The organism is Mesorhizobium sp. M1403 (genome assembly GCF_040317695.1).
Lineage (GTDB): Bacteria > Pseudomonadota > Alphaproteobacteria > Rhizobiales > Rhizobiaceae > Mesorhizobium.
Map to the genome: position 1 here is coordinate 184740 of NZ_JAMYKY010000005.1, position 14175 is coordinate 198914.

The window sequence follows — 14175 nt, forward strand, 5'->3', positions numbered from 1 at the left end:
CATTTCTCCCCGTTAACAGCCCGCTAACGGGGAGAAATGCCCGCCACAGAGTTGGACGCGGTCATTTGTCAAAAGCGATTGCTCCCGCGAGAACGGGAATGCTTGACAAGCGGGCGTGACAAATCCACGATCATCGTAAGGGGTGCATCGCGACGACCCCGTGAGGCGTCAGCCCAACGTTCGCGTCCAAGCTTCTCTTTCAAGGAGGTGGACGCCATGCCGTCAACAACCGCTATCACTGTATCGCAGCTGTCTCGTCTGATTGGGCTGCCGGGTGCGCCCGCAATCATCGATGTCCGCACCGATGATGACTACAACGCCGATCCGCGCCTGTTGCCGGGCTCAACCCGGCGTGACTTCAAGGCTGTCGCCACCTGGGCTGGCGAATTCACTGGCCAGCAAGTGACGGTCGTCTGCCAACAGGGAAAAAAGCTCTCGCAAGGCGTGGCCGCATGGCTGCGGCACGAGGGCATTGCCGCCGAATCGCTCGAAGGCGGGTTTGAGGCATGGCGCGATGCCAAGGGGCTTTTGGTTCACACCGGCAAGATACCGCCCGCCGATGCCAAGGGCCGCACCGTTTGGGTGACGCGTACGCGCCCGAAGGTCGATCGCATCGCGTGCCCCTGGCTGATCCGACGCTTCATCAATCCTCACGCGGTCTTTCTCTTCGTCGAGCCGGCCGAAGTGGCGGCCGTCGCCGATCGCTTTCAGGCCGTGCCTTTCGACATCGAGAACGTGTTCTGGAGCCACCGCGGCGAACGCTGCACCTTCGATACCATGATCGAGGAGTTCGGACTAAAATCCGAAGCGCTCGATCGCCTCGCCACGATCATACGCGCTGCCGATACTGCGAGCCTCGATCTTGTCCCACAGGCGGCCGGGTTCCTGGCCGCCTCGCTTGGCCTGTCGCGGATGTTTCGCGACGACCTGGAACAGCTCGAGGCCGGCATGCTGCTCTACGATGCGTTCTTCCGTTGGTGCCGCGATGCCACCGAGGAGACGCATAACTGGCCAGCCGCCGGCACGGGCAATCTCGGCGCGGGCAAGCCTTCGTGAGCGCCGTCCTTTCGAAAGAGCCGCCGGAGATCCAAGAGCCGGTTGTGCCGAGCTTCCGGCAGGCCGTGAAAGTCTGGGCGAAAATCGGCGTGCTCAGCTTTGGCGGCCCGGCCGGGCAGATCGCACTCATGCACAAGGAATTGGTCGAGGAACGGCGCTGGATCGGCGAACAGCGTTTCCTGCATGCGTTGAACTACTGCATGCTGCTGCCTGGCCCCGAGGCCCAGCAACTTGCCATCTATATCGGCTGGTTGCTGCACAAAACGGTCGGCGGCCTTGTTGCCGGCATTCTCTTCGTCGTGCCGGGCGCGCTTGTCATGCTCGTCCTGAGCAGCCTCTATGCGCTCTATGGCGATGTACCACTCGTCGCGGCGCTGTTTTTCGGGGTCAAGGCGACCGTGCTCGCCATTGTCATCGAGGCGGTGATCCGGATCGGCAGACGCGCGCTGAAAAACCCCGTCATGGTGTCGATCGCACTCGCCGCCTTCATCGCCATCTACGCGTTGAACGTGCCGTTTCCGCTGATCGTCCTGCTTGCCGGCCTGGCAGGCTGGATCGGCAACCGTAGTGCGCCGGCATTTTTTTCCGGCGCTTCGCATGGCAAGGGCGATGTTCCCGACATCAAGGGCGCGGTCGATCTGATGTTCGAGCGCGGTGAACTGACCCACGTCAGGCCGACGCGATGGCACGCGCCGCGCATCTTGGCGATCTGGCTGCCGATCTGGCTCGGGCCTGTTCTGCTGGTCTGGGCTGTCACCGGCTCGGCCAGCGTCTGGACGCAAATCGGTGGCTTCTTCAGTGTCATGGCGGTCGTTACCTTCGGCGGCGCCTACGCGGCCCTTGCCTATGTGGCGCAGGCAGCGGTCGAGTACTTCGGCTGGCTGGCACCCGGTGAAATGGTCGACGGCCTCGGACTTGCCGAAACCACGCCGGGCCCGCTCATCCTGGTCTTGCAGTTCGTCGGCTTCGTCGCCGCCTTCCGCCAGTCGGGCTCGCTGGCGCCGCTGCTTGCCGGACTGTTTGGCGGGCTGTTCACGCTGTGGGCGACGTTTACCCCATGTTTCCTGTGGATATTCCTTGGCGCGCCTTACATCGAAGCGCTGCGCGGCAACAAGGCGCTGTCGGCGGCGCTCGGCGCAATCACCGCCGCCGTCGTCGGCGTCATCATGAATCTCGCTCTATGGTTCGGCTTGCACGTCATCTTCGGCGAAGTGCGCAATGTCGGGCTTGGAATGGACGTGCCGGTGCTTTCATCGATAGACTGGCGCGCGGCGCTGCTTTCCTGTGCCTCGATGATCGCCATTCTGAAGCTGAAAATCGGCATGCTGCCGACGCTTGCCGGATCGGCGCTGGCCGGCGTCTTGTTGCTGGCGGCGAGCGGCTAACGCTCAGCCGCCCATTCTGCCGCGCGGCAGCTTGATCATATCGCCGAAACGGGCGCGCAATTTGTCGTCGACGGGCTTCGGCACATGGCGCGGGAAGCGTTCGGCAAGCACGCGTTTCTTCTCGATGATCGCCCGCTGCAAGATGTCGGGCCTGCCTTTCTCATTCCATTCCTTCGGCGAAAAGCGGTCGCCGACGGCCGGATAGAAATATTCGGTCTGCATCAGCCGCAGCGTCTGCTCGTTGCCGAGATAATGGCCCGGGCCCTTCAGGCAGACATCGGCGATGGTGTCGATGGACAGCGACTCGTCCGTCACCTCGATGCCGCGCACGCAGCGCAGGCAGTGGCCGAGCATGTCGTTGTCGATGATCAGGCTCTCAAGGCAAAAGCCGAGCAGCGAGGCGTGCATGCCGGCCGATTCGTAAACCAGGTTGAGGCCGGCAAGACCGGCCATCACGTCGGTTATGCCCTTTTCGTACCCGGACTGAATGTCAGGCAGTTTCGAATCCGTCATGCCGGCGGCCGAACCGCCCGGCAGGTCGTAAAATTGCGCCATCTGCGCGCAGGCCGCGGTCAGCACCGCCTGCTCGGCCGAACCGCCCGACATGGCGCCGGTCCGGAGGTCCGAGACGAACGGCCAGGTGCCGAAGATTGCCGGGTGGCCCGGCTTGATGGCGTTGACATAGATTAGGCCGACCAGCACTTCGGCGACCGCCTGCACCACGGCACCGGCAATCGCCGCCGGTGCCGTCGCACCTGCCTGGCCTGCCGACAGCAGCAGGATCGGAATGCCGCCCTCGACACAGGCTTCGAGCACGCCGCAGGCGTCCTCGGCAAACTTCATCGGCGGCACGACGAAACAGTTCGAATTGGAGACGAAAGGCCGCGCGCGAAAATTCTCTTCGCCGCCGGCGATGGCATAGAGCATGTCGAGCGCCGGCTTGACGTTCTCACGCACGGTAAACGAGGTGCCGACATGCTTCGACGTGCCCATGACGCAGGCGTAGAGCGTGTTGAAATCCATGTCGAGCGGGTCGGGGATGTCGCGTGGCACCATCGGCCGCTGGAAGAAATGGATGTTGTCGAGCCCCTCGACCAGGCGCGCCGCATCGTAAATGTCCTGCAGCAGCGACTCGCGATACTCACGCTTTTCGACATCGACAAGATGCACCGCAGCACCAGCCGTGCCGTAATGCACACGCTTGCCCTGGATCACCATGTCGTGCTTCGGATCCTGGCCGTGCAGGGTGAAATGCCGCGCCGCTTTCTTGATCGTGTCGAGCACCAGAGCGCGAGGAAAGCGCAGGCGGCCGTCCTCGCCAAGCGTTGCGCCGGCCTTGGTCAGTGCCTCAATGCAGGAGGGGATGGCGTTGGCGAAACCGACTGTCTCCAGAAGGGTAAGCACGGCCTCGTGGATACGTTCGCAATCATTGCCGCTGAGCGGGCTGTAGCTTCCGCCTTCGAGGCCGGCACGCACCGGCTTGACGTCGTCGGCAAGCGGTGCTGCTCGCATGGCGCGGCGCGCCTCGCGCCCGCCGGATCGTCGCGAACGCTGGTCTGCGGACACGTCCTGCTTCTCATGGGCCACCGGCATGAAGGCACTCCAACTTTAGCTGCGAAGCGGGCGCGGCGGTTGGTCCACCATCTGCCTGCTTCGTCCCCTATGTACTCCGACTATGCCGCCGGCATTGGCACAGCCTATGTGCCAGCCGGTCCCGTCGCATATGCCAAGGAGCTAAAGAACCGGAGTCGCGCTACATGCGCCAGGCTCCGGTCGGGGAAGGGAGATCAGGCCGCTGCCGGCCTGCGTCCAGCTGCCGTCGCCAGTTCGCGGATGCCGGGTTCGATGTGCTGCAACGCGATCGAGGAAATGCCCAAGCGCATGAAACGCGATGGCTTTTCGGTGCGGTCGAAGAAGCGGTCGCCAGGCTCGATGATGACGCTGCGCGAGGCCGCGGCCTCCGCCAGCCCACGCGAGTCGGTGCCGCGCGGTCCCTCGAGCCAGAGCGACGTGCCGCCGGCCGAATCGGTCGAGCGCCACTCCGGCAGGAAGGCGGAAATCGCATGGACCAGACGCTTGCGCCTCTCGTCGAAGGCGCTCGACAGCCGCCGCACCAGCGCCTCGTGATGGCCGAGCGACAGGAACAATGCGACGGCGCGCTGGTTGTTTGCCGGCGGGTGGCGCAGCATGAAGCGGCGCAGCGCCCGAAGCTCGGAGATCAGCCCGGCCGAGGCGACGATGTAGCCGAGCCTGAGGCCGGGAGCCAGCGTCTTCGACATCGAGCCGACGTAGACGACGCGGCCGGACCGATCGAGGCTCTTCAGCGCCTGCTGCGGCGCCTCGTCCAGGAGCTGGCTGTCATATCCGTCCTCGATGATGATCTGGTTGTAGCGGTTGGCGCGCGCCAAAAGATCCTGCCGCCGCTCCGCCGACAGCGGCACCATGGTCGGGCAATGGTGGCTGGGCGTGACGAAGACGAAGCCAGAATCATTGGGAATGGCCGAGGTTACGATGCCGGAGTGGTCGACCGGAACCGGCTGGATCTCGGCGCCGGCCAGCCGGAAGATCGAACGTGCATCGGGATAGCCCGGATCCTCCATCGCCACCTTGGAGCCTTTCGTCATCAACAGCGTCGCCAGCATGTAAAGCGCGTTCTGCGCCCCCAGCGTCACGATGATCTCGTCCGGATTGGCGAAGATGCCGCGTCGCGGCAGCAGCCGTGCCTGGATCTGCTCGATCAGGAGCGGATCGTCGCGGTCGACCATGTCGGACGCCCAGTTGCGGATTTCGAGCACCGCCAGCGCCATGCGGTTGCACTCGCGCCATTCGGCGGTCGGGAACAGCGCCGGGTCGAACTGGCCATAGACGAAGGGGTAGGACGATTTGATCCAGTTGTCGTGCTTGGCCGGCGGTGGCATGTCGCTCGCCGCGATCTGCCGGCGGGCCTTCCAGTCGATCTCGTTGGCTTGGTCGGGCGCCTTCTGGTGCGGTTTGGCCGGCGTCGCCAGCACTTCGGGATTGACGAAGTGGCCGCGGCGCTCGCGCGCCACCAGGAAGCCCTGGTCGACCAGCTGCTGGAAGGCCAGCACCACGGTGCCACGCGCTACGCCGAGTTTTTCGGCGAGAATCCGGCAGGACGGAAGCGGCATGGAAGCCGCGATCTGCCGGTCGAGGATGGCGGCGACGATCGCCTGACGGATCTGCGCCTGCAGGGTCTGACCGGATTCCGCCGAAATCCGGAACAGGCCGGACCATATGGCCGTGTCGTTTCTCTGTGGCATGGGAGATGTTCCTCGATGGCCAGCTTTTTTTCACTTGGCTGGACCAGTCGAATGTACCGGTGGCACAAGGTGTTGCGCCAATCAATTTTTCTGATCGCTGGGATTTATGCCAGTGATCCTTTGCGCCGGCCCACGCTGCGCTGCGGCATCGCTGCGCATTGAAACGGATGGAATTCGACCCGATAGTTTGCCGCGACGACACGCGCCGGAAACATCCGGCCTGATAAGATGCATCTCAAGAGACCGGAGCGAAGCAGTGGATCAATCGTCCTTTCAAAAGCAGCTCGACTTGTTGCGCGATCATCGTGCGGCCAAATCGGGCTCGATGCGCGAGGCTTTCGCTGCCGATCCGCAGCGCTTCGAGAAATTCTCCGCCAGCGACGGCGACCTGCTGCTCGACTGGTCGAAATGCGCGGTCGATGCGCGGACGATGGAGTTGCTGGAGAACCTAGCTGAGGCCGCCGACCTCGAAGGCCGGCGCGACGCGATGTTTGCTGGCAAGAAGATCAACGTCACCGAAGGCCGCGCCGTGCTGCATACCGCGCTGCGTAACCTTACCGGCAAAGGCATCGTGCTCGACGGCCAGGACGTGAAGGCGGAAGTCCTCGGCGTACTCGACGCGATGGGCGCCTTCGCCGACGCGGTGCGTTCCGGTAAGGCGGCCGGCGCGACCGGCAAGAAGATCACCGACATCGTCAACATCGGCATCGGCGGCTCCGATCTCGGCCCGGCCATGGCGACCTTGGCGCTGGCGCCCTATCATGACGGGCCGCGCGCCCATTACGTGTCCAATATCGACGGTGCCCATATCCACGACACGTTGAAGGGTCTTTCCGCCGAAACCACCCTGTTCATCATCGCCTCCAAGACCTTCACCACGGTTGAGACGATGACCAATGCCGAGACGGCACGCAGATGGGTCGAGAAGGCGCTCGGCAAGGAAGCGGTCGGCAAGCATTTCGCCGCCGTCTCGACGGCGCTCGACCTGGTCGCCAAATTCGGCATCGCAGCCGACCGCGTCTTCGGCTTCTGGGACTGGGTCGGCGGCCGCTATTCCGTCTGGGGTGCGATCGGCCTGCCGGTGATGATCGCCATAGGCCCGAAGGATTTTCGCGCCTTTCTCGACGGCGCCCATGAGATGGACGAGCATTTCCGCACCGCGCCGCTGGCGAAGAACCTGCCGGCGCTGATGGGGCTGATCGGCTGGTGGCATCGCGTGATCTGCAAATATCCGGCTCGCGCCGTCATCCCCTACGATCAGCGTCTGTCCAGGCTGCCGGCCTATCTGCAGCAGCTCGACATGGAATCGAACGGCAAGAGCGTCACCCTGGATGGCGGCGCTGTAACGACGCCGACCGGCCCGCTGGTCTGGGGCGAGCCCGGCACCAACGGCCAGCACGCCTTCTTCCAGCTTCTGCATCAGGGCACCGATTTCATTCCGGTCGAATTCCTCGCCGCTGCCGTCGGCCACGAGCCGGAACTGAAGCATCACCACGACCTTCTGCTTGCCAATTGCCTGGCGCAGTCGGAAGCCTTCATGAAGGGCCGCACGCTGGAGGAAGCCCGCGCGCAGATGCTGGCGAAAGGCATGAAGCCCGCCGATGTCGACAGGATTGCTCCGCACCGCGTCTTCTCCGGCGACCGCCCCTCGGTGACGATCCTCTACAGGAAGCTCGACCCACATACATTCGGACGGCTGATTGCGCTTTACGAACATCGCGTCTTCGTCGAAGGCACGCTGTTCAACATCAACTCCTTCGACCAGTGGGGCGTCGAGCTCGGCAAGGAACTGGCGACCGGGCTGCTGCCCGTCGTTGAAGGCAAGGAGAATGCCGCAAAGCGGGATGCCTCGACTGCCGGACTGGTGGAATACATTCACCGCTTGCGCGGCCCGGAGTGAAAAGCTTGGCGGACATCAAGGGAATATTGTTCGACAAGGACGGCACGCTCGTGGATTTCAACGCGACATGGCTGGGCATCGCCGACTTCATGGCGATGGATGCGGCCGAAGGCGATCGCTGGAAGGCAGACAGGCTGCTTGCGGCGGCGGGCTTCGACTTCGCCACCAGGCGCTTCAAGCCGGATTCTATCTTTGCCTCCGGGACCAACATGGACGTCGTCGAACTGTGGTTTCCGCGGCTGTCCGACGAGGACCAGATGCTTGCCGTCGCCCGCTTCAATGCCATCACCTCGGCGCAAGGATCGGCGATGGCCGTGGCGCTGCCGGGTGTGGTCGAGACGCTTGGGCTGCTTCACAGAAAATCCTACCGGCTTGGCGTCGCCACCAACGACTCGACCAGCGGCGCGGAAAAGACCTTGGTCACGCTGGGCGTCGCGCAGCTTTTCGAAGCCGCCTATGGTTACGACGCGGTGGCCAATCCAAAACCGGCGCCGGATACGATCCTTGCCTTTTCGGATCTGACAGGGCTCAGGCCGGCGACGATCGCAATGGTCGGCGACAATCGTCACGATCTGGAGATGGCGCGCGCCGGCGGCTGCGGCCTGGCGATCGGCGTGCTGTCCGGCACCGGCACACGTGAATCGCTGTCACAGATCGCCGACGTCATCCTGGATTCGGTGGCCGATCTGCCCGATTTTCTTGCGGCCCGGGTCAGCGAGACGGTCTAGACTCGTAGTTATCTGGTCCGAACGAGAACACGCCGCTCGGTTTCATCGCCGCATTCCTGTCCTCGCCGACATCCGGCACCTCGTATTCGGCCAGCAGGCGAAGCCGCGAGCGCGGCAGATAGGCGCGGCCCGGATCGCCGATCAGCACGGCGATGCCGGCAGCAAGGCAGCGGTCGAGGAAGGGAACGACCCGGCCGGCAAGATCGCGGGCGTAAAACAGGTCGCCGACCACCACGATGTCCACCGGTGGCGGCGGACCGCCGGTGATGTCGTCGCCAACGATCATGATAGCGACGCCGTTCGCAGTCGCATTGAGGCTGAGCGCAACCACACCATTACGATCGATCTCGGCCGCGACGACCGTGCTGGCTCCGGCTTTCGCCGCAGCGATGCCGACGAGGCCCGAACCGGCGCCGAGGTCGAGCACGCGACGCCCGGCCACGGTCTCCGGCCGGTCGATTATGTAGCGGGCAAGCACCGCGCCGCCGGCCCAGACATAGGCCCAGTACGGTGGCTCCGGTTCAGGTTCGTCTTCTTCGGTCCCATGTTGGTTCCATTCGAGAAGCCGCCTGAGGCCGCTTCCCGGATGGGCGGTGTAAAGCCGGATTTCGGGAAGCGCGGGCACGGGGGCGATCCGCATGTGCGCCCGGATGAACTCTGCCGGGTCTGGCCGCGAACCTATATCCACGGCGTTAGTGCCGACGATGCAATCGCTCAAGCTGCGCCTAGCCCCGCAACGCTCGTCGCAGGATCTTGCCGACCGGTGTCTTCGGCAGTTCGGTGCGGAACTCGATATATCTGGGGCGCTTGTAGCCGGTCAGGTTCTCGCGGCAATAAGCCGTCAGCATCTCGGCGGTCAGTGCCGGGTCCTTTTTGACGACGAACAGCTTTGGCACTTCACCCGAATGCTCGTCCGGCACGCCGATCGCCGCCACCTCGAGTACGCCCGGATGCTGCGCCACCACCTCCTCGAGTTCGTTCGGGTAGACGTTGAAGCCGGAAACCAGGATCATGTCCTTCTTGCGGTCGACGATCTTGGTGTAGCCGCGCTCGTCCATGAAGCCCATGTCGCCCGATTTGAAGAAGCCGTCCTCGGTCATCACCTTGGCGGTCTCGTCCGGCCGGTTCCAGTAGCCGGCCATCACCTGCGGTCCGCGGATGCAGATTTCGCCGACCTCGCCGAGCGGCAAATTGTTGCCATCGTCGTCGCGGATGGCGATCTCGGTCGAGGGCAGCGGCAGCCCGATCGTGCCGGTGTAGACTCCGTCGCTGAATTTGTTGGCGGTCGCCCCCGGCGAGGTTTCGGAGAGTCCGTAGGCCTCGCTGATCGGGCAGCCGGTCAGCGCCTTCCAGCGCTCTGCGATGCCCTTCTGCACTGCCATGCCGCCACCCAGCGTCAGGATCAGCGGCTTGAAGTCGAGCCTGCGAAAATCCTCATTATTGAGCAGCGCATTGAACAGCGTGTTGAGGCCAGGAAAGATGTGGATCGGGTATTTCTGCAGCTCCTTGACGAAGCCGGGAATGTCGCGGGGATTGGGGATGAGCACGTTCTGCGCGCCCTGCTGCATTCCCATCATCGCGTTCACTGTGAGCGCAAAGATATGATAGAGGGGCAGCGCGCAGAGGAAGTTCATATGCGCCGGTTTCGGCTTGACCGTGTAGGCGTCTTCGACCCAGAGCGCGTTCTGCGCGACGTTCGCCAAGACATTGCTGTGCAAAAGCATCGCGCCCTTGGAGATGCCGGTCGTACCGCCCGTATATTGCAGGAAGGCGATGTCGCCGGCCACGACCTCGGCGGATTTGAAGGTCACGCCGGCGCCGGCCTTCAATGCGGCGTTGAATTTGACATGGCCGGGCAGCGACCATGCCGGCACCATCTTCTTGACGCGGCGCACGACGAAGTTGACGATCGTTCCCTTGAGCCCGCCGAGCATGTCGCCCATCGTGGCGACCACGACATGCTTGACCGCGGTCCTGGCGATCACCGCCTGCAAGGTGCAGGCGAAATTTTCGAGGATGACAATGGCTTGAGCGCCGGAATCCTTGAGCTGGTGCTCAAGCTCGCGCGGCGTGTAGAGCGGATTGATGTTCACCACGACATAGCCGGCGCGAAGCACCGCCATCATCGCCACCGGATATTGCAGCACGTTCGGCATCATCAGCGCGACACGTGCACCCTTCTGCAACCCCTTTGATTGCAGATAGGCGCCAAACGCAGCCGACTGTCGCTCGAGATCGGCATAGGTGATCGATTTGCCCATGCAGACGAAGGCCGGCCGGTTCGCAAACTGCTTGCAGGCGGCGACGAGAAAGTCACCGATCGAGCTGGAGGGCAGGGCGCCGATCTCGGCCGGCACGATCTTTGGGTAACTCTGGAGCCACGGTTTTTCAGGCAGGCCGGCGGTCAGCGAGGTGATCGCCTTCGGCAATCTTCTGGCTGAAGCTGCCGCCTGTTTGGGCGCTGGCACTGCCTTCGCCGCCGGCTTGACGGTGGGGTACTTTGCGGCAGGCGCCGCCTTGCCGGCTGCCGGCTTGGCAGTCTTTCCAGCCGTGATCTTCGTCGCCGGCGTCGCACTTGCCTTCGCGGTAGTCTTCGGCTTGGCGGCGGCCGCTTTTGGCTTGACCGCTTTCGATATTGCCTCGGCCTTTGCTTTCGCCGCGGTTGTTGTCTTTGCCGGTTTCGCCACCTGTCGCTCCCTCAATCATTCTTATTGTTCGGCACGCTTGAGTGCCACCGCCGCCCCTGACAAACAAAGGTATCCCACGCTTGCCGCAATGTCCGGAGCCTGGGGAATCCACCACGCTGTCCATCTATCTATGTATTGCCACTAGCAGCGGCCGTGCAAGCCTCGCCCACCTGGCAGTGCGGCAAGACTTGCCATCAAAGCTCTCGGCCGCGACCGGTTTTCGGACGCGCATCTCTTGAACCGAACGGCTCGATTCCCCGAATTGGCGGCATCGCCGATCAACAAAAAATTGAAGTCGCTAATAATGTCGTGATCTGCGGATTTGGCTCGTTTTTTCCACAATTCGCCGCATGCCGGAATTTTTTTCTGCTTCCCGTGGGTTAGGCAAACAAGCAGTTCCAAAGCCAGAAAAACGGTGCTTATATGCGGCCTTCGCGAGCCTGATAGAGGGGCTTGGAAGAACATCAGGGAGTGCTCAATGAAAAAGAAACTGACTTTTGCAGCCGCGTTGCTGGCTGCAAGCGTCCTCGGCGGCATGGCCAATGCAAAACAACTGGTCTATTGCTCGGAGGCATCGCCGGCCGGCTTCGACCCGTCGCCATGGAGCGGCGGCAACGACTTCGACGCTTCGTCGCGCACCATCTATTCGCGCCTGGTCGAGTTCGAGCATGGCAAGACCACCATCTCGCCCGGCCTGGCGGAGAGCTGGACGGTTTCCGACGACGGTCTCGAATACACCTTCAAGCTTCGCCCGGGTGTGAAATTCCAGACGACGGATTATTTCACGCCCACGCGCGACCTCAACGCCGACGACGTGATCTTTTCCTTCGAACGCCAGTGGAAGAAAGAAAGCCCCTGGTACAGCTACCTGGAAGGCACCGGCTGGGAGTATTTCACCGGCATGGGCTTCCCCGATCTCCTGAAGGAAATCGTCAAGGTCGACGATCTGACGGTGAAGTTCGTGCTGAACAAGCCTGAAGTCGCCTTCCTGCCGGACCTCGGCATGGATTTCGCTTCGATCGTTTCCAAGGAATATGCCGACCAGCTCGACAAGGCCGGCACCAGGCAGCAGTTCACCCAGAAGCCGGTCGGCACTGGTCCGTTCCAATTTGTCGACTATCAGGTCGATGCGGTCGTACGCTATGCGGCATGGGACGGCTACTTTGGCGGCCGCCAGAAGATCGACGATCTGATCTTCGCCATCACGCCCGATCCGGCCGTGCGCGCGCAGAAGCTGAAGGCAGGCGAGTGCGATATCATGTCATACCCGGCGCCGGCCGACATTGCCGGGCTGCAGGGTGACGCGAACCTCAAAGTCGACGAGCAGGAAGGCCTGAACATCGGCTATCTCGCCTACAACACGACGCTGCCGCCCTTCGACAAAGTCGAGGTCCGCAAGGCCCTCAACATGGCGGTAAACAAGAAGGCGATCATCGACGCGGTCTATCAGGGCGCCGGCGCGCCGGCCATCAACCCGATCCCGCCGACCATGTGGTCCTATAACAAGGACATCAAGGACGATCCCTACGATCCGGAGGCGGCCAAGAAGATGCTGGCCGATGCAGGCGTCAAGGATCTGTCGATGAAGATCTGGGCTATGCCGGTCAGCCGCCCCTACAACCCGAACGCCCAGCGCGTCGCCGAGTTGATCCAGGCCGACTATGCCGCCGTCGGCGTCAAGGCGGAGATCGTCAGCTACGAATGGACGGAGTATCGCCAGCGCGGCAAAGCTAAGGATCGCGACGGCGCCTTCCAACTGGGCTGGACCGGTGACAATGGCGATCCGGACAACTTCTTTTTCCTGCTCGGTTGCGATGCCATCGGCCAGTCCAATTATGCGATCTGGTGCAACCAGGAATTCGAAGCCCTGCTGAAAAAAGGCAAGGCGACGACGGACGTCGCCGAGCGCACCAAGATCTACGAGGAAGCTCAGGTGGTGTTCAAGCGTGAGGCTCCGTGGCTGACCATCGCCCACTCCAAGGTCTTCATGCCGATGAACAAGAAGGTGTCGGGCTTCGTTATGGACCCGCTCGGCATTCATCGGTTTGACGGCGTCGACGTCACCGAATAAGTCCTGAGAAATTGAACGGCGGCGCTGGACTTCCTGCGCCGCCGTTCTATGAAGCAAGATGCTCCGTTATCTCCTCCACAAGCTCGCTTTGATCATCCCGACCGTGTTCGGCATATCGCTGGCGGCGTTCGCTTTCGTCCGGCTTCTGCCCGGCGATCCCATTCTGGCCCTGGCCGGCGAGCGCGGCGTCAGCCCCGAACGCTACGCCCAGCTCATCGAGCAGTTTGGCTACAACCGGTCTTATGTCATCCAGTACCTGGAATATATCGGCAGGGTCCTGACCGGCGATTTCGGCATATCGATTGCCACCAAGCGGCCAGTGCTCGGCGAATTCCAGGCGCTGTTTCCAGCCACGCTGGAACTGGCGACGGTGGCGTTGATCATCGCCGTCCTGCTCGGCATTCCTGCCGGTATCTTCGCGGCGGTCAAGCGCGGCTCGTGGTTCGACCAGGCGACGATGGGTGTCGCGCTGACCGGCTATTCGATGCCGATCTTCTGGTGGGGGTTGCTGCTCATCATCTTCTTCTCCGGTTATCTCGGCTGGACGCCGGTTTCCGGCCGCATCGGCCTGCAGTATTTCTTCAGGCCGACGACCGGGTTCATGCTCATCGACAGCCTGATCTCCGGCAGGAGCGGCGCTTTCAAATCCGCCGTCAGCCATTTGATCCTGCCGTCCATCGTGCTGGCGACGATCCCGCTTGCCGTCATAGCGCGCCAGACTCGCTCGGCGATGCTCGAGGTGCTGGGCGAGGACTATGTCCGCACCGCGCGCGCCAAGGGCCTGGCGCCGCGCCGTGTCATCGGGCTGCACGCTTTTCGCAACGCGCTGATTCCGGTGGTCACCACCATCGGACTGCAGGTCGGCACGTTGATGGCGGGCGCCATTCTTACCGAAACCATTTTTTCCTGGCCCGGCATCGGCAAATGGATGATCGACGCCATCGGCAAGCGCGACTATGTCGTCGTTCAGAGCGGATTGCTGATCATCGCGCTGATCGTCATGGCGGTGAACCTGATCGTCGACGTGCTCTACGCCGTCATCAATCCGCGCATCCGGGTGCAGTGAG

The 14175-nt window shown here is 62.9% G+C and carries 11 protein-coding genes; 7 read left to right on the forward strand and 4 right to left on the reverse strand.

What is annotated here, in order from left to right; translation table 11 throughout:
* Window positions 1-216: 216 nt before the first annotated feature.
* Window positions 217-1056 carry a chromate resistance protein ChrB domain-containing protein gene (locus NKH01_RS12190; protein WP_023717891.1) on the forward strand — a complete coding sequence of 280 codons (840 nt, stop codon included), beginning with the start codon at window positions 217-219 and terminating at the stop codon, window positions 1054-1056.
* Entirely contained in the window at window positions 1053-2441 is a 1389-nt protein-coding gene (gene chrA, locus NKH01_RS12195) for a chromate efflux transporter (protein ID WP_352483297.1), read from the forward strand. Before NKH01_RS12190 ends, chrA begins: the two co-directional genes overlap by 4 nt.
* 3 nt (window positions 2442-2444) lie before the next feature.
* On the opposite strand, the gene NKH01_RS12200 is transcribed toward chrA, so the two are convergent.
* Together NKH01_RS12200 and pdxR are read right to left on the reverse strand one after the other, a co-directional pair.
* On the reverse strand, window positions 2445-4034 hold the full coding sequence (locus NKH01_RS12200; RefSeq protein WP_023717889.1) for a trimethylamine methyltransferase family protein: 1590 nt from the start codon (window positions 4032-4034) through the stop codon (window positions 2445-2447).
* Window positions 4035-4228: 194 nt separating this feature from the next.
* A complete protein-coding gene (gene pdxR, locus NKH01_RS12205; protein WP_353020315.1) occupies window positions 4229-5722 on the reverse strand; it encodes a MocR-like pyridoxine biosynthesis transcription factor PdxR in 1494 nt (497 codons plus the stop codon).
* Window positions 5723-5737: 15 nt separating this feature from the next.
* Here pdxR and NKH01_RS12210 point away from each other — a divergent pair, with 15 nt between their 5' ends.
* The 3 genes from NKH01_RS12210 to NKH01_RS12220 all read left to right on the forward strand — a co-directional run bounded on the left by NKH01_RS12210 (window position 5738) and on the right by NKH01_RS12220 (window position 8350).
* Complete coding sequence (locus tag NKH01_RS12210) at window positions 5738-5884, forward strand: hypothetical protein (protein ID WP_353020316.1); 147 nt, start codon at window positions 5738-5740, stop codon at window positions 5882-5884.
* Between the two features lie 94 nt (window positions 5885-5978).
* Window positions 5979-7622: a glucose-6-phosphate isomerase gene (gene pgi / locus NKH01_RS12215; protein WP_352640528.1), complete on the forward strand. Its 1644-nt coding sequence runs from the start codon at window positions 5979-5981 to the stop codon at window positions 7620-7622.
* A gap of 5 nt (window positions 7623-7627) precedes the next feature.
* Window positions 7628-8350, forward strand: a complete 723-nt coding sequence (locus NKH01_RS12220; protein ID WP_023717885.1) for an HAD family hydrolase — start codon at window positions 7628-7630, stop codon at window positions 8348-8350.
* On the opposite strand, the gene NKH01_RS12225 is transcribed toward NKH01_RS12220, so the two are convergent.
* Both NKH01_RS12225 and NKH01_RS12230 read right to left on the reverse strand, forming a co-directional pair.
* Window positions 8334-8990: a class I SAM-dependent methyltransferase gene (locus tag NKH01_RS12225; RefSeq protein WP_353020318.1), complete on the reverse strand. Its 657-nt coding sequence runs from the start codon at window positions 8988-8990 to the stop codon at window positions 8334-8336. The two genes, NKH01_RS12220 and NKH01_RS12225, sit on opposite strands and share 17 nt — an antisense overlap.
* A gap of 85 nt (window positions 8991-9075) precedes the next feature.
* A complete protein-coding gene (locus NKH01_RS12230) occupies window positions 9076-11037 on the reverse strand; it encodes a long-chain fatty acid--CoA ligase (protein WP_353020319.1) in 1962 nt (653 codons plus the stop codon).
* 478 nt (window positions 11038-11515) lie between these two features.
* On the opposite strand from NKH01_RS12230, the gene NKH01_RS12235 reads away from it, so the two are divergent.
* Together NKH01_RS12235 and NKH01_RS12240 are read left to right on the forward strand one after the other, a co-directional pair.
* Window positions 11516-13108, forward strand: coding sequence for an ABC transporter substrate-binding protein (locus NKH01_RS12235; protein WP_023717882.1), 1593 nt, complete (start codon window positions 11516-11518; stop codon window positions 13106-13108).
* A gap of 58 nt (window positions 13109-13166) precedes the next feature.
* Window positions 13167-14174, forward strand: a complete 1008-nt coding sequence (locus tag NKH01_RS12240; RefSeq protein WP_352483291.1) for an ABC transporter permease subunit — start codon at window positions 13167-13169, stop codon at window positions 14172-14174.
* Window position 14175: the final 1 nt, after the last annotated feature.

What these genes read in the sequence shown, in the direction of transcription:
- NKH01_RS12190 (WP_023717891.1), top strand. Translation starts at nt 217, where the DNA reads ATGCCGTCAACAACCGCTATCACTGTATCGCAGCTGTCTCGTCTGATT.
- NKH01_RS12200 (WP_023717889.1), bottom strand. Translation starts at nt 4,034, where the DNA reads ATGCCGGTGGCCCATGAGAAGCAGGACGTGTCCGCAGACCAGCGTTCG.
- pdxR (WP_353020315.1), bottom strand. Translation starts at nt 5,722, where the DNA reads ATGCCACAGAGAAACGACACGGCCATATGGTCCGGCCTGTTCCGGATT.
- NKH01_RS12210 (WP_353020316.1), top strand. Translation starts at nt 5,738, where the DNA reads ATGGCCAGCTTTTTTTCACTTGGCTGGACCAGTCGAATGTACCGGTGG.
- NKH01_RS12225 (WP_353020318.1), bottom strand. Translation starts at nt 8,990, where the DNA reads ATGCGGATCGCCCCCGTGCCCGCGCTTCCCGAAATCCGGCTTTACACC.
- NKH01_RS12235 (WP_023717882.1), top strand. Translation starts at nt 11,516, where the DNA reads ATGAAAAAGAAACTGACTTTTGCAGCCGCGTTGCTGGCTGCAAGCGTC.
- NKH01_RS12240 (WP_352483291.1), top strand. Translation starts at nt 13,167, where the DNA reads ATGCTCCGTTATCTCCTCCACAAGCTCGCTTTGATCATCCCGACCGTG.